Origin of the sequence: Aestuariivirga sp. (assembly GCF_020252395.1) — a bacterium.
Lineage (GTDB): Bacteria > Pseudomonadota > Alphaproteobacteria > Rhizobiales > Aestuariivirgaceae > Aestuariivirga.
In genome coordinates this window covers 63,045-81,512 of sequence record NZ_JADCDB010000002.1, presented here as the reverse complement: position 1 = coordinate 81,512, position 18,468 = coordinate 63,045, and the positions used below count along the sequence as shown (strand labels likewise).

Genomic DNA, 18,468 nt, shown 5'->3' with positions numbered 1-18,468 from the left:
TCAACGGTCCTTCGGGTCGAGCGCGTCACGCAGGCCGTCGCCGATGAAGTTCAGCGCGAAAAGCGTGGTGGTGAGGAAGAATGACGGAAAAATCAGCAGCCAAGTGGCGCTGGGAATGTTCTTCGCACCCTGGCTGATGAGCACGCCCCAGCTCGACATCGGCTCCTGCACGCCCAGCCCCAGGAAGGACAGGAAACTCTCGAGGATGATGACCTGCGGAACGAGCAGCGTCATGTAGATGACGACGGGGCCAAGCAAGTTCGGCACCACGTGGCGGAGCAGTATGCCGCAGGGCGAGACGCCCAGCGCCTCGGCGGCCTGCACATATTCCTGGCGTTTCAAGGACAGCGCCTGGCCGCGCACGATGCGCGCCATGTCGAGCCACAGCACCGCGCCGACGGCCAGGAACATCAGCACGAAGTTGCGCCCGAAGAACACCACCAGCATGATGACGAAGAAGATGAAGGGCAGCGAATAGAGAACGTCGACAATCCGCATCATGATCTCGTCGGTGCGGCCGCCGGTGAAGCCGGAAATCGCCCCATAGAGCACGCCGATCACCACGGCAACGACGCCAGCGAGAAGGCCGATGGCCAGCGACACACGGCCGGCGATCAGCGTGCGGGTCAGCAGGTCGCGGCCGACATTGTCGGTGCCGAAGAAGAAATACTCATGCTTGATATCGGCGCTCATGGTCATTTTCAGGCCGTCGGGCGATTTATCGGCTACCTGCGCGTTCTTGAAGACGTCCGAGCGGTCGATGTAGCGCGTCACGCGCTCGTCGATGGGCTTGGCCGAGGTGACAGTGATGAAGATCTTGCCGTCCTTCTCCTTCCAGCCTCCAAGGCTGAGGCGCGAACGCTTCACCGCATCCTTGACCGCGAGGCCGATGGCATCGGGCTTGGGATAGGCCTCGAGGCTGGGCGGCACGCGGGTATAGTCTTGGTAGATCGTGGTGAAGTCATGCGGCGTGAACCAGGGACCCACGGCGCAGATCAGCGCCATGAAGGCAAGATACCAGATGCTCACCATGGCGGCCTTGTTGGCCTTGAGACGGTTCCAGGCATCGGCCCACAGCGAGCGGCCCTTGGTGGCGGCGGCCGGGAACGTTGCATCAGTCATAGCGCACCCGCGGATCGACAACGGCATAGAGAATGTCGACGACGAGGTTGAAGACGATGGTGAAGAGGGCGATCACGACGACCGTGCCCATCACCAGCGTATAGTCGCGGTTCAGCGCCGCCTCGACGAAGTAACGGCCCACACCGGGGATGGAGAAGATGGATTCGACGATGATGGACCCGGTGAGCAATCCCGCCGCGGCGGGGCCGGCATAGGAAATGATGGGCAGCAGCGCGCCCCTCAGCGCGTGCTTGACGACGACGGAATAGTCGGAGAGGCCCAGCGCCCGCGCGGTGCGGATGTGGTGCGAGCGCAGCGACTCGATCATCGAGCCGCGCATCAGGCGGGCCACGATGGCGAGCTGCGGCAGCATGAGGGTGAGCACCGGACCCACCTTGTTGATGAGCGCGCCATCGCCCCAGCCGCCGACCGGGACCCATTTGAGGGTGAGCGCGAAGAACAGCTGGAAAAGGGGTGCGATGACGAAAGCCGGGATCGTCGAGCCTGCCGTCGCGGTGGCGATCACGGCATAGTCGGCGGGCTTGTTCTGGTAGAGGGCGGCGATAATGCCGAGAAGGCCGCCGAGGAGAAGCGCGAGGGTCAACGCGGAACCGCCGAGCTGGATCGAGATCGGCAGACCGTCGGCGAAGAGTTCGGCGACCGTGAAGTCCGGCAGGTTGTAGCTGGGGCCGAAGTCACCGTGGAGGAGGTTGTTCAAGTAGAGCAGATATTGCTTCCACAGCGGCTGGTCCAAGTGGAAGACCCGCTCGAGATTGGCCTTGATTACGGGATTCAGGCCCTTTTCCTGGTTGAAGGGGCCGCCGGGGGCAACGCGCATCAAGAAGAAGGAAATGGTTACGATCACGAACAAGGTCGGGATCGCAGTGAGGAAACGCCTCAGGACATAACGCAGCATTGGTCCGCAACTCGGGGCTTAGGGTGGGCGGCCGCCCTGCCCCGCGCGGAGCGAGGCGGCCCGTCACTGTTGCGGGTTATTCCTTGGAGAGGAAGCGGGTCGGATGGACGTCCATGACGTTGTCCTCCCAGCCCTTGAGCTTGTTCGAGACGAGGTTGTGATAGCTGTAATAGAGCAGCGGCACCACGCAATGGTCGCGCGCCACGCCGATGGCCTCCGCGTCGGAGAGCAGCTTCATGCGCTCCTCGGGCGTGGCAGCGGCAGCAGCCCTGGCCATCAGGTCATCATAGTCTTTGTTGGAATAGAGGGCATAGTTGTTGCCGGTGCCGGTCTTGCACAGGGCCAGGAAATTTTCCGGGTCCTTGTAGTCGGCGATCCAGCCGGCGCGCGCGATGTCGAAGTCGCCGTGCTGCTCGAGGAGCCCGTAATGCGTCTTGGTGTCGGTGTTGACAAGCGACACCTCGATTCCGAGCGGCTTCAACTGTTCCTGGATGGCGACCGCCGTGTTCTTGTGGTTCTCGGAGGTGTTGAAGCGGATCTCCATCTTCAGCGGCGTTTCCGGGCCGTAGCCCAGTTCGGCCAGCACCTTCCTGGCCTCGTCCTCGCGGTCAAGCTGCGACTTCCCGGCATAGTCCGTGACGCGCGTCTCATAACCGGCGATTCCCGGCGGCACGAAGGAATAGGCCGGGATCATGGTGTTCTGCCAAACCTTCTCGGCCAGATAGTCGCGGTCGATCGCTTCCGAGATCGCGGCGCGGAGCTTGACGTTGTCCCACGGCTTCTTGTCGGTCTTGAAGGCGTAGTAGTAGGCGCCGAGGTAGGGTCCGATGCGGATCTGGTCGCCGAACTTGGCCTTGAGGTCGGCGAGCTGCTCGGTCGGCAGGTCGTCGTTCGAGTCGAGTTCGCCAGCCTCGAAGCGCTTCATCGCGGTAGAGCGGTCCTCGGTGGGAATGAAGTTGACCGTGTCGATCTTCACATTGGCCGCATCGTAGAACGTATCGCTCTTGGCGAGCTTGATGTGATCGTTCGGCACGAACTCCTTGAGCACGAAGGCGCCGTTGGAGACGAGGTTGCCGGGCTTCACGAAGTCGGCGCCCAGCTTGTCGATACTGGCCTTGCTCACCGGATAGGTGGACTGATGGGTGAGCATTTCGAGGAAATAGGGTGTGGGCGCCTTGAGCGTCACCTCGAAGGTCCCGGGGTCGATGGCCTTCACCGCGAGCTGGTCGGGCTTCATCTTGCCGGCGGTGATGTCCTCGGCGTTGACCACCGGGGCCAGCATATAGGCATATTCGGAGGCGGTGGCAGGGTCGACCAGGCGGCGCCAGGAGAAGACGAAGTCATCCGCCGTCACCGGCGCGCCGTCGGACCACAGCGCGCCCTTGCGCAGCTTGAAGCTGTAAGTCTTGCCATCGGCCGAGACGGTATAGCTCTCAGCCGCACCCGGCTGCACTTGCGCCTTCGCGTCCTGGATCATGAGGCCCATGAACAGGTCGCGCAGGATGTGGGCTTCATAGGTGGTCGCGGTCTTGTGCGGATCGAGCGATTCCGGGTCGGCCGAATTGCCGCGGTTATAGACCACTTCGGCGAAGGCCCCGGTGGCCGTCATCGCCAGCAGGCTGCAGCCGGCGAGCCAGGATCTGAATTTGACTTGGAATACCATAATTGTGTTCTCCCTGATTTACTTGCTTCGGGGTGTTCGCGCCGTGACACCTGCCAAAGAGGTTACCACCGCGCATTCCGCTTGTCGTCGGCTACGTCAATCCCGGGGGTGAACGGGCCGGGGCGCCGGCTCGGCCAAAAGGTCCAGCCAGCGGGCGAAGGCGGGCACGAGCAGCGCGATCAGCAGCGCCACGATCAGGAACAGCATGGCCAGCGACGCGCCAAGTTCAGCCACCGCCGGACGCGAGGAGATAAGCAGAGGGGACGCGGCTCCCGCCAGTGTGATGGGTGGCAGAAGAACCGCGCGGAGCGGCAGAATGTGGGCCTGCGGATAGGCGCCACCGCCGCGCAGCCGGACCGCGACCAGCATCGAGCAGGCGATAAGCAGCGCAATCGCCGCGCTGATGCCGGACAGCATGGCGGCGTTGAGGCTGATGCCGAGCATCGCTGTCACCCCGGCGGTGAGGGTGATGAAGGCCGCAGCCGGGGCCATGGACAGCAGCACCCCGCGCAGGCTGCGCAAGGCTATCAGCACCAGAGCCGCCGCCGCAAGCAGCGCGGTGGCAAGCGCCAGGATCGCCTCGTGGTGCATCATTTCGTTGCGGACCAGCGATACGACGGGCTCGCCCGCCGCCTGCGGAACGGCCCGCCGAAGAGCCGCGGCAAAGGACAACTCCCCGCTGCCGGACCGCGGCATGACTTCGATGCGCCAGGTGCCATCCGCCGCCACGAAACGGCGCAGCAGCTGCGGCTCAAGATCGCCAACCGAGGGCGGCGCCATGATCGCCAGACGCTGGGCTAGGGCCGAAACGGCCCCGAGCCCCCCGAACAGCGACTTTTCCAGCCCGGCCACGCGCTGCGCATCGGGCGGCTCGGGGGCGACGAAGAGCTCAAGGGCCCGGCGCAACCGAAGGGCGGCGCTGCGCAGCTGCGGAGCAGACGCTGCGGCGGCGGCAATCGAGGTGAGCTGCGATTGGAGGCCGGCAAATTCCAGCTGCAGGCTTACATCGCCGGCCGGGGGTTGAAAATCGGGCCTGAAGGCAGTGAGCGGCACAAGGCGGCGCAGCTCGACGATTTTGCCGGCAACATCGGGGGGCAGGAATTGCTGGGCAGTGCGGATGGCGCCCACTTCGGGCAGGGCGGTGAGCCGCGTGACAATTTCCTTCACCCCTGACTCAGGCGAGAGAATGTGGACGGCGCCGCGCGCGTCCGGCGTTTCGAGGAGCGGTGGAGGCGCGGAGGGCAACTGCCGCTCGCCAAAGCGCATGGCAGGCAGGAAGACGGCCGAAAACACGGCAGCCGCGAGCAGCACCATTGCGGCCACATCGAGCGCTCCCCGTGCGGTGGGGCTTCTCCCCTTCCCCATCGCCTCGTCAAGCCAGTGAAGAGGCTCTTCGGCGCGGCGCGGTGCGGTGAGCATGAGCGCCGCCGGAAGCACTGTGAGAGCCGCGATCCATGCGGCAAGGCAGCCCGCCAACGCGATGATCGCGAACTGGCTGAGCGACGGCAGGTGACGACACAGCCAGGCGCCCCAGAACACGGCGAAGATCAGGATGACGGCAGTGACGTACCCACCCTGGCGGTGACACGCCAGCATGACGGCCTGCATGGGCGGCAGGCCGCGGCTGCGGCCCCGGCCGAAGGCCACGCAAACGACGCCGCCCGCCACGATGACGGGCGACAGCACCGCGGGGGCGAAGGACCATGTTGCGCCATCGAGCGGCGGTCCGAGGGCGGCGGCCGCGGCCCCGGCCGCCGACAGCGTCACGGCGCCGGTAAGCAGCACGGCGAGCGCCTGGCGCAGCGAACCCAGCGCCGCCAGGAGCAGCACCAGCGTGAGGAGGACCGACAGCAGGGCCGGGACCACGAAGTCCCGCAACTCGCTCGGCGAGGAAGCCAGCGCGCGGCGCGGCCACAGCCAGCTGACGCCGTCCATTCCGGCCGAGGCCTGGCGGGCTGCAGCAGCGGCGGCCGGTTCATGGCCCGGCGCAGGCGCTGCGATGACATACCAGCGGCTGGCCTGCGTCCCGGCATCGGGGCCGGCAAGCGCCAGCCAGTCGAGCGGGCGCGGCTTGCCCTTGACCTCGGCCTCGATGGTGGTGGAAGCGGCGAGCAGCAGCGTGGCGAGGCCGGGCGGCGAGCGCCCCTGATCCACAGCCTTGCCGATCTCGGTGACGAGGGCCGCAAAGCCACCCATATCGGGCGCGGCCGCCATGGCATGGTAGAGGGGCTCCAGCTGCAGCAGGGAGTCGACGCGGGCGCGCACCGTGGAGGTGTCGCGGTAGAGCAGAGCGTAGCTGTCATAGAATGGGCCCGTGCCGGGCACGAAAGCCGAGAGAAACAAATCCTGGCGCCGCCGCAGCATGGCCGCCAGCGCCTCGGCCTGCTGCCGCGAGGTTTCGGGGTCGCCGCTGGAGACTACCGCAAGGAACGTCTGCTCGACCCCCGGGAACTTCGCATCAAGCTCTGCCTGGAGGCTGGCCGTGCCCTGGTCCAGCCCGATGCGCGGCCGCTGCTCAGGATCGATCGACAGGCGGGTGGCGGCGAAAACCGACAAGCCGGCCGCCAGGAGCACGGCGGCGGCAACCACCGCAAGACGCCAGGCGGCGCAGACGCGGGCGACGCGCGCAAAGACATTGGGGCGCAGCTTTTGCCGCGGCCCGGCGCCTGGTTGCGGCTTGCCGCTCCAATGGGGCTGATCCCACTTCATGTCGAGTCTTGCAGGTCTCCCCAGCGGCAGTTGCGGATTCGGCGAACCAACCGCATCATAGGCGAAATTCGCGCGAAAGGAAAAACCGCATCATGTCTCGCAAAGCGAGTGGCAACAGCGGCTGGCATACCGAAACGACGGCGGTTCACGCCGGTGAGTCCGTCGATCCGGCAACCCGCGCGTCATCGCCCAACCTTGTCATGTCTGTTACCTTCGCGCCCGAGGCGGTGACCGGCTTCTCGGCACGCGACGAGCAGGGCTACGAAGGCTTCATATATAGCCGCGTGGGCAGTCCCACCGTGGCGCAGCTCGAAGCCAAGCTTGCGGCGCTCGAGGGCGGCGAAGCGGCGCTGTGTTTCGCCTCAGGCGTCGCCGCCGCGCATGCCCTCATTTGCGGCCGGCTCGGCCGCGGCGATCACCTGATCGTACCGGATGCAAACTATGTCGGCATCGCGGAGCTGACGCGCGACACGCTGCCGCGCTTCGGGATCGAGGTATCCTTCGTGGATATGTCGCGGCCGGAGGAGGTGGCAGCGGCCATTCGCCCGGCCACCCGCATGCTGTGGCTGGAGACGCCGGCCAACCCGACCATGAAACTGTGCGATATCGCAGCATTGGCGCAGCTGGCACATGAGCGCGGCGTGCGCGACGTGGCAGTCGATTCCACCTATGCCACGCCGATCGCCACCCGGCCCCTGCAGCTGGCGGCGGATTTCGTGGTGCATTCGCTCACGAAATACATTGGCGGCCATGGTGACGCCATGGGGGGCGCGGTGATCGGCCGCAAGGCGGATATCGATGCCCTCAACCTCGAGGCCACGGTTCATTTCGGCGGCGTTCTGTCGCCCTTCAACGCGTGGCTGATCCTGCGGGGTGCTGCCACTCTGCCCATCCGTATGCGGGCCCATGAGGAGGCTGCCTTCAAGGTGGCGCGCTTTCTGGAGGAGCACCCGGCGGTGTCGCGCGTGTTTTACCCCGGCCTTCCCTCCCACCCGCAACATGCGCTGGCGCGGCGGCAAATGCGGAACTTCTCCGGCATGATGACCTTCCAGACAAGGCGGCCGGGGCCGGAACTTGCCGCCGACATGGTGAGAAGGCTCGAGATCATCCACTACGCTGTGTCGCTCGGGCACCACCGCAGCCTCGTCTACTGGATCGGCACGGACGATATTCAGGCCTCGACGTATCGCCACGACGCAACGCAGTTGCGCCGGTATCGCGACTATGCGGGCGACGGGGTGTTCCGCCTCTCCGTCGGGATCGAGAACCCGGACGACCTCATCGCGGACCTCAGCCGGGTGCTGTAGGAACAGGACTTTTCGTTTTTTAACATAAGGTTAACGAAATAATCTCAGTTTTCGACTTGTCGCAGGCTGATGAATGGATTACGAAGTGGAAGACAAGATTACCTGAGGTGGATATCGTGCGTCGAATTCCCGGGCTTCTCGCTTGCCTCTTGCTTCTGGGTATTTCTGCCACCAGCTCGATGGCTGGCGAGCGCCGCCTGCCGGCAAAGCTACCATTTGCCCAATCCATCAAGTCCAGTGCGGCAGCCGCAACAGCCTTTCAGCAGTTGCGGAAAACGGCGGATGAGTCAGGCAAGGTCCGGATCATCGTCGAACTCCGGGTGCCATACGCGGCTGAAGGTAAGCTGAGCGACCAGGAGGCGCGCCAGCAGCGCAGCGACATCTCCGGGACCCGCGCCTCGGTTCTCGCCAAACTCGCCCTCCGTGGGGACGCGCGCATCCGCACCTTCGACGCCCTTCCGCTGGTGGCCATGGACGTGACCCTCGATGATCTCGACAGGCTTGCTTCCGATCCCAATGTGCTGAGCGTGCAGGAAGACCAGCTCAACAAGCCCATGCTCGAGGAGTCGGTGCCGCTCATCGGTGGCACCGCAGCCTGGAGTGCCGGCTACCGCGGACTGGGCCAGACTGTTGCAATCATCGACACGGGAGTTGATAAGGCGCATCCTTTCCTTTTCGGCAAGGTGGTGTCCGAGGCGTGCTACTCGACCGGACGCTGGTGCCCTGGCGGCAGCATGAGCTCAACCGCTCCGGGCTCGGGCCGCCCCTGCCCAGGCTCCGACTGCGATCACGGCACCCATGTGGCGGGCATCGCGGCTGGCCAGGGCACGAAATTCTCCGGCGTTGCCAAGGACTCCAGCTTCATCGCCATCCAGGTGTTCAGCCCGGTGGACAATAAAACCCGCGCCTATGTCTCCGACATTATCGCCGGGCTGCAACGCGTGTATGAGCTGCGGAACACCTACCACATCGCAGCAGTGAACATGAGTCTGGGCAGCGGCCGCTACACCGATTATTGCGACGGCGACATCCGGAAGGACATCATCGACAACCTGCGGGCGGCCGGCATCGCCACCGTAATCTCCAGCGGCAATGACGGCTATACCGATGCCATTTCCGCCCCCGCATGCATCTCTTCGGCAGTGAGCGTGGGTTCGGTGTCCGATTCCGCATGGGGCGCATGCTCAGGTGATCCCGCAGCGGTGGACAAGGTGGCGTGCTATTCGAACTCTTCCGATTTCCTGTCGCTGCTGGCGCCGGGCTCGCTGATCACATCCTCGTGCCAAACCGGAAGTTCGCCGACAAACATGGAACCTCCATGGCCGCACCGCATGTGGCGGGAGCATGGGCAATCCTAAGGGAGAAGGCGCCGAATGCCACGGTGGACGACGTCCTTACCGCCCTGCAGACGACTGGCAAGGGCGTGACCGATTATCGTAGCGGCATCACCATACCGCGCATCAATGTAGCCGCGGCCCTGACGCAGTTCAGCGACGGTCGCCGCGCCATTTCCTATGTGAAGGCTGGCCCCGCGAAGGGCACTGTATCGTTCTCGCCATCGGGCACCGTAGCGAACTGCCGTAAGGACTGCGTCAACCGGTTTGCGCCAGGTACGACAGTGACGCTTACCGCAACCCCGGATTCCGGCGTGAAGTTTTTTGGCTGGAACGGCGACTGCTCAGGTTCCGGAACGTGCACCGTCACGATGTCGCAGCAGCGTAACGTGACTGCCAGCTTCTACATCGGAGACCCGCTGTCTCTGACTTATACCAAGGCCGGAGCAGGAACCGGGAGCGTGGGCTTCTCAGTAGAGGGTTCAACAGCCACCTGCTCTGACACGTGTACCCAGACCTACTGGAAGAATGCCACGATCATGCTCAGCGCACAGCCGGACCCGGGGTCCTATTTCAAGGGATGGTCCGGCACGTGCCGCGGGCCGAAGACCTATTGCTCGGTGCGGCTGGGCAGAGCCAAGAATGTGACGGCGGTCTTCGAGAGGCTGCCGATCCATACTCTCACCTACACCAAAGAAGGCACTGGCAGCGGCGTCGTTACCGACGGCGGTTCCGGCGCGATGAACTGCACCGACAGCTGCACGAACACAATCGCGGATGGAACCAGACTATCTGTTTCGGCCGTTGCCGCAAGCGGTTCCGAATTCGTGGGCTGGGGAGGTTATTGTCAGGGTCCGAAGCAGACCTGCAGTTTTACCGTGAGAGGCGACATCAACCTGTCGGCAACATTCCGGACGAATGCCAAAGCCAGCGCAGGCCGCTAGCGCCAGAGGCTTGAAATTTCGCCCGTCGGCATGACGGTCGCTAAACTCCGCAGTCATGTGCCGGCATCCGTTTGACGCCATTTTGTTATCGAGTGACGGGTTCCCTGCCGCGGTTGTCCGCCGCGCGTAACTTGCGGTAGGAACGCACGCTGATCGGTAGCAGCGCCAGATAGGCGACACTCATGATAGACAGGAATTCCCAAGGGTAGGACATCAGCATCACAACCGCCAGCACGGCGAGGCCAAGGACCGGGAGCACCATGTCACCCCGGATGCGGCCCATGTGCTTGCCCGAGAAGGTGGGCACGCGGCTGATCATCAGCAGCGCGATGCAGACGACATAGGGCCCGATGACCAGCGCCCAGCCATGGCCCTCGTCGATGATGCCGAGGAAGCCGAGGTAGAAGGGCAGCAGCGCAAGCCCGGCACCGGCTGGCGCCGGCGCGCCGGTGAAGAAGCGGTTGACCCAGGCAGGCTTGTTCGGATCGTCGAGGGCCACGTTGAAGCGCGCCAGCCGCAGCGCGCAGCAGATCGCAAGCACCAGGGCGATGACCCAGCCCAGCGTGTGCAGCGAGTTGAGAGACCAGACATAGAGCAGGATGGCGGGAGCCACGCCGAAATTCACGAAGTCGGCGAGCGAGTCGAGTTCGGCGCCGAAGCGCGAGGTGCCCTTGAGCAGGCGCGCCAGGCGGCCATCCACCGCATCGAGGATGACGGCGAGCATGACGCTGGCCACGGCGAGCTCGTAGCGGCCCTCGAAGGCGAAACGGATCGCGGTGACGCCGCTGCACAGGGCGAGCAGCGTGATCATGTTGGGCAGCAGGAAGCGCACCGGCACCATGCGGAAGCGGCGCTGGTTCCCGCCAGGGGCCAATGCCCTGTCCATGCCGTCCGGCGCCTGTTCCATCAGCCGGTGCGCCCCTGGCGTTCTGGCTCGTGCGAATCGAGATCGGCCAGCACTGTCTCGCCTGCGATGGCGCGCTGGCCGAGGCAGGCGAGCGCCTTCACCCCCTTGGGCAGGTAGACGTCCACCCGGCTGCCGAAGCGGATCAAGCCCAAGCGCTGGCCGGTGGAGAGATGCTCGCCCTCGTTGACGAACTTCACGATGCGGCGGGCGACGAGGCCGGCGATCTGCACGACGCCGATGCGCTGGCCATTGGCGCGCTCCAGCGTGAAGGCCTGGCGCTCGTTGTCCAGCGAGGCCTTGTCCAGATCGGCATTGACGAAGAGGCCCGGCACATATGCGATGCGCCGGATCGTGGTATCGAGCGGCGAACGGTTCACATGCACGTCGAAGACGTTCATGAAAACCGAGATGCGGGTGACGGGTTCCCGCGGGAGATCGAGCTCCACCGGCGGGATGACCTCCTCGATGGAGCTGATGCGGCCGTCGGCGGGGGAGATCACAAGGCCGTCGCGAACCGGCGTCACGCGCTCAGGATCGCGGAAGAAATAGGCGCACCACAGGGTTAGGATGACGCCCACCCAGAAGAGCGGCCCGGCATGTAACCAGAACAGCACCAGCGTCACGCCGCCGAAGATGGCGATAAAGCGATAGCCCTCGCGGTGGATGGGGACCAGGACTTCGGAAACGGATTTGGCTATCGACATGGGCATTCGTCTAGCGGGTTAACGTGGCTTTGTCACGGCATGAGGATGGCGGCCTTGCTGGCAGCCTCCTCCTTCAGTTCGATGACGTGATGGCCTTCCTGTTCGGCTTCCTTGAGGATTTCGCGGGCCTGTTCCACTTGGCGCTGGCGGTTCCACATGGCGGCATAGATGCCGTTCTCGGCCAAGAGCTGCTCATGGGTGCCCCGCTCGGCCACTTGGCCGTGCTCCAGCACGATGATCTCGTCGGCATCGACCACGGTGGACAGGCGATGCGCAATGACCAGCGTGGTGCGGTTCTCGGAAACCTTGCGGAGTGCGGCCTGGATCTGGTGCTCGGTGAAGCTGTCCAGGGCCGAGGTCGCCTCGTCGAGGATGAGGATGGGGGGGCTTTTCAAGATCGTCCGGGCGATGGAGACGCGCTGCTTCTCGCCGCCCGAGAGCTTGAGGCCGCGCTCGCCGACAAGCGAGTCATAGCCCTTGGGCAGGCTCATCACGAAACCGTCGATCTGCGCCATGCGGGCGGCCTCGGCCACCTCGGCATCCGTCGCATCGGGGCGGCCGTAACGGATGTTGTAGCGGATGGTGTCGTTGAACAGCACGGTATCCTGCGGCACCATGCCGACGGCGGCGCGCAGCGACTTTTGCGTCACGTCTGCAATGTCCTGGCCGTCGATCAGGATGCGGCCGCCGTCTACGTCATAAAAGCGGTAGAGGAGCCGCGAGATCGTCGACTTGCCCGCACCCGAGGGACCGACGATGGCGACCGTCTTGCCCGGCGGCACGCGCAGCGACAGGTTCTTGAGGATCGGGCGCTCCGGATCATAGGCGAAGGAGACGTTTTCGAAGACGACCTCCGCCGGACCAACCTTGAGCGGCTTCGCACCGGGCCTGTCCTCGATTTCGGCATTCACCTTCAGCAGCGTAAACATCTGCTCGACGTCGATCAGGCCCTGCTTGATCTCGCGGTAGGAGGAGCCGATGAAGTTCAAGGGCATGTAGAGCTGGATCATCAGCGCATTGATCATCACGAAGTCGCCGACGGAGGAATGCCCCGCCCTGACCGAGAGCGCCGACATGATCATGACGATGGTGAGGCCGATCGAATAGACCACCGCCTGGCCGGAGTTGAGCACGGCGAGCGACACCCAGGTCTTGATCGCCGCCTGCTCGTAAGTCTCCATCGAGCGGGCGTAGCGCTTCGCCTCATGCTCCTCGTTGCCGAAATACTTCACCGTCTCGAAGTTGAGCAGGCTGTCGACCGCCTTGGTGTTGGCCTCGGTATCGGCGGCGTTCATGTCGCGCCGGATGTTGATGCGCCATTCGGTGGCGGCATAGGTGAACCAGATATAGGCGACCACGGTGCCGAGGATCACCGCCGCATAGGCCCAACCATAGGACCAGGCGAGGATGCCGGCGACGAGGGCGATCTCGAGAATGGTGGGGAAGGTGTTGAACAGCGAAAAACGCAACACCGTGTCGATGCCCATGGTGCCGCGTGACACAATACGCGACAGCCCGCCGGTGCGGCGCTCGAGATGGAACTTGAGCGAGAGCGCGTGCAGGTGGCGGAAGGTGCGGACAGCGAGTTCCTTCACCGCGCGCTGGCTGACCTTGGCGAAGATCGCGTCACGGATCTGCGCCAGCACCACCATCATGATGCGGCCAACGCCATAGGCGAGCACTAGGAACACGATGACGGTGGCCGCGGTGGCCGCGGCATCCGCCTTGCCCGTCAGCGCGTCGGTCGCATACTTGAACGCATAGGGCGTCGCCACGGTGACGGCCTTGGAAAGCACCAGCGCCACCAGTGCGAAGACCACCCGCGCCTTGAGCCCCGGTTGGCCCTTGGGCCAAAGATAAGGAAACATGTCACGCAGGATGGACCATTCGTTTCCATCCACGTTGAGGGGCTTGTCTTGGGCGGGGGGCGTCCGGCGGCTCATGGGAGCAGCATATAGGTAGCCGGAGCGCCCTTGCGAAGCGGAAACTGCGCTGCGGCTACTGGTCCGTGACGGCGTTTTCCTCGGGCTTCAGCGGTGCGCGGCGCTTCGGATCGATCGACTCGAGCTTCGCCGCAACGTCCGGTGTCTTGAAGATCTGGCCCGGATAGATGCGATCAGGGTCCCGGATCTGGTCCTTGTTGGCCTCGTAAAGCATAGTGAACTTGGCGCCACTGCCATAGAGCACTCGGGCGATCGTCCAGAGGTTGTTGCCCGGCTGGATCACCACACGGCCGTCCTTGGGCTTGACGGGAGTGTTGGCGGCTTGCTGCTGGGTGGCAGGCTGCTGGGTGTTCTCCGAATCGGTTTTGGTGGAACTGCCGGACTGGGCCTGCTGCTGGTTGGCGTCCGCCACCTTCTTCTGCTCCTCGCGCACGAAGGGCACTTCGACACGGTTCAGCACCTTGCCAGCGGAATCGAGCCCGTCAACACGGAGCGTGTGGACACCGGGCGTTACCTGGGCAGTGGCCGAGAAGGTCCAGTGGCCGTCCGTCCCCACCGGCGCATCGCCCAGAAAATTATTGTCGATGTAGACGCGGGCCGTGTTGCCCGCATTGCCCTGGCCCGAGAACACGATGTTGCCGGCGGGGTCATAGTCCACCGCATCGATGGAGACGAGCTTGGCGGGCGTCTCCGGCGCGGCGGCGTCCTGCTTCGGCTCGGGCGTCTCGGGCGCGGCGGCGTCCTGCTTCGGCTCGGGCTTCTGCAGCACGCGGGTGGGCTGGTTCGGGCTGACCAAGGCCACGAGCGCTTCGCGCGGTGTGCCGGTGGCGGGCACGATAACGGCAACGCTCTGCTGCGAAACTGTCGCTTCCGCAGCGCCAGGCGCCTTGGACTCGAGCGTCAGGGCGCCGCTGCCGGCGGGAAGCGGGGCCGTGGGCACAACCACGAAGGCGCCGTCGCTGTTGGCGGTGGTCTCGCCGATCACCTTGCCGTCGAGCTTCACCACCACATCGGCTCCGGGCGCTGCCGTTCCGGCGATCACGGCCTCGCCGGTTTTTTCCACCCGAACAGTGTCGAAGGCGGGAACCTTGGCAGCGGCGGCGGCGCCCGCCGCCGGCTGCTCTGGCTGCGCTTCAGGCTGGGTTGCAGCCGTCTGCTGGCCGGTGCTGGCGTTCTTGGGCGCTTCGGTGGCGGGTTGTTCGGTGGTGGCCGCCGCCATGGAGTCCGGCTGCGCGGCCGTGCCGGCTGTGTCAGTGGCAGGCTGCTCCGGAGTCGCGGGGGTGGCCGGGGCGGCCGTCGCTGGCTGTCCGGTCGCCGCGGGGGCGGTGGTGGACGCAGCCTGCCCGGAGGTGGCCGCGCCGGTCGCCGCGGGCTGGGTTGCCTCGGCTGTCGTGGTGGCGGGCTGGGCGGGTGCCTTGGGGGCTTCCGGCGCGGGGGCGGTGGCCACGGTCTCGGTCTTTAGGGCCATCCACTGGCCGCGCGCCAGCCACGCGACCGCTGCCGCCACCACGATGGCAAGGCCGATAAGCACCACGATGGGGGTCTTGTTTTGCATGCGTCTGCCGTTCCCACTCAAGTTTCGCCCGGGGCGGTTTTTCGCCCTCACGGGGAGGTTTCCTTGCCCTTCATAAGCCGCTGTTCCAATTTACGCAAAGATTTGCGAAGGGAACAATCAGCGCATGGCGGTATGGCCCGCCGCGATTCGGACCCTGTCAGGAGATCATCAATGAGCCCCGCCCGTAAACTTTGCGTCTACTGCGGATCCGGCAACGGCCGGAACCCGGCCTATATGGCCGCCGCGCGGACGCTGGGGAAGGCCATGGCGGAGGCCGGGATCGGCCTCGTCTATGGCGGCGGCAGCCTGGGACTGATGGGCGAGGTCGCCCGATCGGTGCTGGAGAACAGCGGCCACGTCACCGGCATCATCCCCGAATTCCTGGCCAACCGCGAGCGGATGCTGACAGACGTCAACGACCTCGTCGTCACCGCTGACATGCATGAGCGCAAGATGGCCATGTTCGCCCGCTCCTCGGGTTTCGTCGCGCTGCCCGGCGGGCTGGGCACGCTGGAGGAGCTGGCGGAGATCTCCACTTGGGCGCAGCTTGGCCAGCACAAGAAGCCGATTATCCTGTGCAACATCGAGAACTACTGGCAACCGCTCGTCACGCTGTTCGACCACATGCGGGCCGAGCGCTTCATCCGCGAGGGACTCGAATTCGGCATGGACGTGGTGAAGCGCGCCGAGGACGTGGTGCCGGCCTTCGAGCACCGCCTAAAGGCCACGACGGAGCTGGTGCCGGAGCAGCCGCTGCTCAACAAGATGTAGGTCTCAGGCCTTCCTGCGCCGCGCAAGGTCGTCCCGGATCGCGGCGGCCGAAAAGATGGCGAGCGCCACCCAGATGATGACGAAGGACACGAGCTTCACAGGGCTCATCGGCTCGTGGAAGATGAAGACGGCCGTGAGGAAGACCAGCGAGGGCGAAATATATTGCAGCAGGCCCGCCGTCGAATAGCGGATCCTGCGGATCGAGGCGGTGAACAGGATCAGCGCCGCCGCCGTCATGGCGCCGCAGCCCATCAGCATCAGCGTCGAATAGGCCGAGGTGCCGAAATAGGCCTGGCCCTTCGACACGAGATACCATTCGGCGATCAGCAATGGCGGCGTGACGATGGCGGTCTCGACCAGGAAGCCCTGGGTGGGACCTACGGGAATCGTCTTCCGCAAGAAGCCGTAAAGGCAGAAAGTGGCGGCCAGCATGAGGCCCAGCCACGGCACGTGGCCCAGGGCCCAGGTCTGGATCAGCACTGCGACGGTGGCGAGGGCAAGCGCCACCTTCTGGGGCATGGTGAAGCGTTCGCCCAGGAAGAGATAGCCCATCACCACGTTGAGGAGCGGGTTGATGAAATAGCCCAAGCTCGATTCCAGCGTGCGGCCCACCTGGATGGACCAGACATAGAAGCCCCAGTTAAAGACGATGAGACCCGCCGTGAGGGTGAGGATGGCGAGGTGCCTGGGGTTCTTCACCGCGCGCCAGACGTCACCCCACTGGCCCATGTACCAGACCACGGCGGCGGCGATCGGCAGCGCCCAGACGCCGCGATTGACGGCAATCTCCATTGGCGAAATGTAACGGATATGGCCGAAGTAAACCGCCATGCCGCCCCAGACGAGATGCGCGCCAATGGCCAGCAGCACGCCGATTTCGGCGCTGCTCAACGAGCGGGCGGCGTGCTTCTCGTGGATAACGGCCATCGGGGCCGTTTAGACCCCTCCCCCCATGCGGCACAAACCCCGGCGGGGCCTTGGCCACATGTGCAGGGCGCATGACTCAAGTGCTCGAGACGCCCTCGCGTACCAGCTTGTAGACCAGCGCGTCGGAGAGCGCCTGGAAGGAGGCGTCCACGATATTGGGGGAAACACCCACCGTGAACCAGCGGTTGCCCTTGCTGTCGCGGCTCTCGATCAGCACGCGGGTGGTGGCGCCCGTGCCGCCGTTGAGGATACGGACCTTGAAGTCCGAGAGCTCCATATCGTCGATGAAGCGCTGGTACTTGCCGAGATCCTTTCTCAGAGCCACGTCGAGCGCGTTGACCGGGCCGTTGCCTTCGCCGGCGTTGAGATAGACCTGGCCGTCCACCTTAACCTTGACCACGGCTTCGGAAATCATCTCCTTGTCGCGCTCCTCGACGATGACGCGGAAGGAGAGCACGTCGAAATATTTCGGCACGCTGCCCAGCGCGCGCCGCGCGAGGAGTTCGAAGGAGGCATCCGCCCCGTCATAGGCATAGCCCAGAGCCTCGCGCTCCTTCACCTCGCGCAGCAACCCGTCGAGGCGCGGATCGTCCCTGGAGACTTCGAGCCCGGTGCGCTGCAGGGCGGCGACGAGGTTGGACTTGCCGGCCTGATCCGACACCAGCACCTGTCGGCGGTTGCCGACCGACTCCGGCGGCACGTGCTCATAGGTCTCGGGCTCCTTCATCAGCGCCGAGGCATGGATGCCGGCCTTGGTGGCAAAGGCACTTTTGCCAACGTAAGGCGACTGCTTGTTGGGCGAACGGTTGAGGAGCTCGTCGAAGGCGCGAGAGACGTGGGTGAGGCGCTGCAGGCGCCCGGCGTCGATGCCGGTTTCGAAGCGCTCGGCAAAATGCGGTTTCAACGCCAGCGTCGGGATGATGGAGACGAGGTTGGCATTGCCGCAGCGCTCGCCGATGCCGTTAAGCGTGCCCTGAATGTGGCGCACGCCTGCATCGACGGCGGCCAGCGAATTGGCCACCGCCTGTTCGGTGTCATTGTGCGCATGGATGCCGAGATGGCTGCCGGGCACATGGTTCTTCACATGGCGCACGATGGCGGCGACCTCCGAGGGCAGCGTGCCGCCGTTGGTGTCGCACAGCACGACCCAGCGGGCGCCGGCCTTGTAGGCTTCCTCCGCGCAGGCCAGCGCATAGGTGGGGTTGGCTTTGAAGCCGTCGAAGAAGTGCTCGCAGTCGATCAAGACTTCCTTGCCGGCGGCGCGTGCCGCCTCGACGGTCTGGCGGATCGACTCGAGGTTCTCCTCGTTGGTGCAGCCAAGCGCCACGCGCACGTGATAGTCCCAGGACTTGGCGACGAAGCAGGCGGCCTTCGACTTGGCCTGCAGGAGCTGCTGGAGGCCCGCGTCATTGGAGACGGAGCGCCCGGCCCGCTTGGTCATGCCGAAGGCGGTGAAGGTGGCGCGGGTGTTGCGCTCAGCGGCGAAGAGCGCGGTGTCGGTCGGGTTTCCGCCCGGATAGCCGCCCTCGATGTAGTCCACCCCCATCTCGTCCAAGAGGCCCATGACGACGAGCTTATCCTCGAGGGAAAAGTCGATGCCCGGCGTCTGCTGGCCGTCGCGCAGCGTGGTGTCGAAAAGATAGATGCGGTCGCGGGCCATCAGATG

Annotated in this window: 13 protein-coding genes and 1 pseudogene; 4 read left to right on the top strand and 10 right to left on the bottom strand. The window is 65.0% G+C overall.

What is annotated here, in order from left to right; all coding sequences use genetic code 11:
* The 4 genes from IOC82_RS01670 to IOC82_RS01655 all read right to left on the bottom strand — a co-directional run bounded on the left by IOC82_RS01670 (window position 1) and on the right by IOC82_RS01655 (window position 6,410).
* Window positions 1–1,122, bottom strand: a complete 1,122-nt coding sequence (locus IOC82_RS01670; RefSeq protein WP_290544434.1) for an ABC transporter permease — start codon at window positions 1,120–1,122, stop codon at window positions 1–3.
* Window positions 1,115–2,038, bottom strand: coding sequence for an ABC transporter permease subunit (locus IOC82_RS01665; RefSeq protein WP_290544433.1), 924 nt, complete (start codon window positions 2,036–2,038; stop codon window positions 1,115–1,117). The genes IOC82_RS01670 and IOC82_RS01665 overlap by 8 nt, the downstream gene beginning before the upstream one ends.
* 76 nt (window positions 2,039–2,114) lie before the next feature.
* On the bottom strand, window positions 2,115–3,701 hold the full coding sequence (locus IOC82_RS01660; RefSeq protein WP_290544432.1) for a peptide ABC transporter substrate-binding protein: 1,587 nt from the start codon (window positions 3,699–3,701) through the stop codon (window positions 2,115–2,117).
* A gap of 96 nt (window positions 3,702–3,797) precedes the next feature.
* On the bottom strand, window positions 3,798–6,410 hold the full coding sequence (locus IOC82_RS01655; protein ID WP_290544431.1) for a hypothetical protein: 2,613 nt from the start codon (window positions 6,408–6,410) through the stop codon (window positions 3,798–3,800).
* A gap of 92 nt (window positions 6,411–6,502) precedes the next feature.
* Here IOC82_RS01655 and IOC82_RS01650 point away from each other — a divergent pair, with 92 nt between their 5' ends.
* The 3 genes and pseudogenes from IOC82_RS01650 (at window position 6,503) to IOC82_RS01640 (ending at window position 9,995) form a co-directional block, all read left to right on the top strand.
* Window positions 6,503–7,717 carry a PLP-dependent aspartate aminotransferase family protein gene (locus tag IOC82_RS01650; RefSeq protein WP_290544430.1) on the top strand — a complete coding sequence of 405 codons (1,215 nt, stop codon included), beginning with the start codon at window positions 6,503–6,505 and terminating at the stop codon, window positions 7,715–7,717.
* Between the two features lie 179 nt (window positions 7,718–7,896).
* Window positions 7,897–9,443: pseudogene (locus IOC82_RS01645) on the top strand (S8 family serine peptidase); the annotation flags it as partial.
* Window positions 9,423–9,995 (top strand): hypothetical protein, encoded by a 573-nt coding sequence (locus tag IOC82_RS01640; RefSeq protein WP_290544700.1) that lies wholly within the window; start codon window positions 9,423–9,425, stop codon window positions 9,993–9,995. The pseudogene IOC82_RS01645 and the gene IOC82_RS01640, both read left to right, overlap by 21 nt.
* A gap of 85 nt (window positions 9,996–10,080) precedes the next feature.
* On the opposite strand, the gene IOC82_RS01635 is transcribed toward IOC82_RS01640, so the two are convergent.
* From IOC82_RS01635 to IOC82_RS01620, 4 genes are all read right to left on the bottom strand, one after another.
* On the bottom strand, window positions 10,081–10,902 hold the full coding sequence (locus tag IOC82_RS01635) for a phosphatidylcholine/phosphatidylserine synthase (RefSeq protein WP_290544429.1): 822 nt from the start codon (window positions 10,900–10,902) through the stop codon (window positions 10,081–10,083).
* Entirely contained in the window at window positions 10,902–11,606 is a 705-nt protein-coding gene (locus IOC82_RS01630) for a phosphatidylserine decarboxylase (protein WP_290544428.1), read from the bottom strand. The genes IOC82_RS01635 and IOC82_RS01630 overlap by 1 nt, the downstream gene beginning before the upstream one ends.
* A 32-nt stretch (window positions 11,607–11,638) precedes the next feature.
* Window positions 11,639–13,474 carry an ABC transporter ATP-binding protein/permease gene (locus tag IOC82_RS01625; protein WP_290544699.1) on the bottom strand — a complete coding sequence of 612 codons (1,836 nt, stop codon included), beginning with the start codon at window positions 13,472–13,474 and terminating at the stop codon, window positions 11,639–11,641.
* 130 nt (window positions 13,475–13,604) lie between these two features.
* On the bottom strand, window positions 13,605–15,104 hold the full coding sequence (locus tag IOC82_RS01620; protein ID WP_290544427.1) for an Ig-like domain-containing protein: 1,500 nt from the start codon (window positions 15,102–15,104) through the stop codon (window positions 13,605–13,607).
* A 171-nt stretch (window positions 15,105–15,275) separates the two neighbouring features.
* Here IOC82_RS01620 and IOC82_RS01615 point away from each other — a divergent pair, with 171 nt between their 5' ends.
* Window positions 15,276–15,875 carry a TIGR00730 family Rossman fold protein gene (locus IOC82_RS01615; protein ID WP_290544426.1) on the top strand — a complete coding sequence of 200 codons (600 nt, stop codon included), beginning with the start codon at window positions 15,276–15,278 and terminating at the stop codon, window positions 15,873–15,875.
* A 3-nt stretch (window positions 15,876–15,878) separates the two neighbouring features.
* On the opposite strand, the gene rarD is transcribed toward IOC82_RS01615, so the two are convergent.
* Window positions 15,879–16,802, bottom strand: a complete 924-nt coding sequence (gene rarD, locus IOC82_RS01610) for an EamA family transporter RarD (protein ID WP_290544425.1) — start codon at window positions 16,800–16,802, stop codon at window positions 15,879–15,881.
* Between the two features lie 76 nt (window positions 16,803–16,878).
* Window positions 16,879–18,462 (bottom strand): citramalate synthase, encoded by a 1,584-nt coding sequence (cimA, locus tag IOC82_RS01605; protein ID WP_290544424.1) that lies wholly within the window; start codon window positions 18,460–18,462, stop codon window positions 16,879–16,881.
* Window positions 18,463–18,468: the final 6 nt, after the last annotated feature.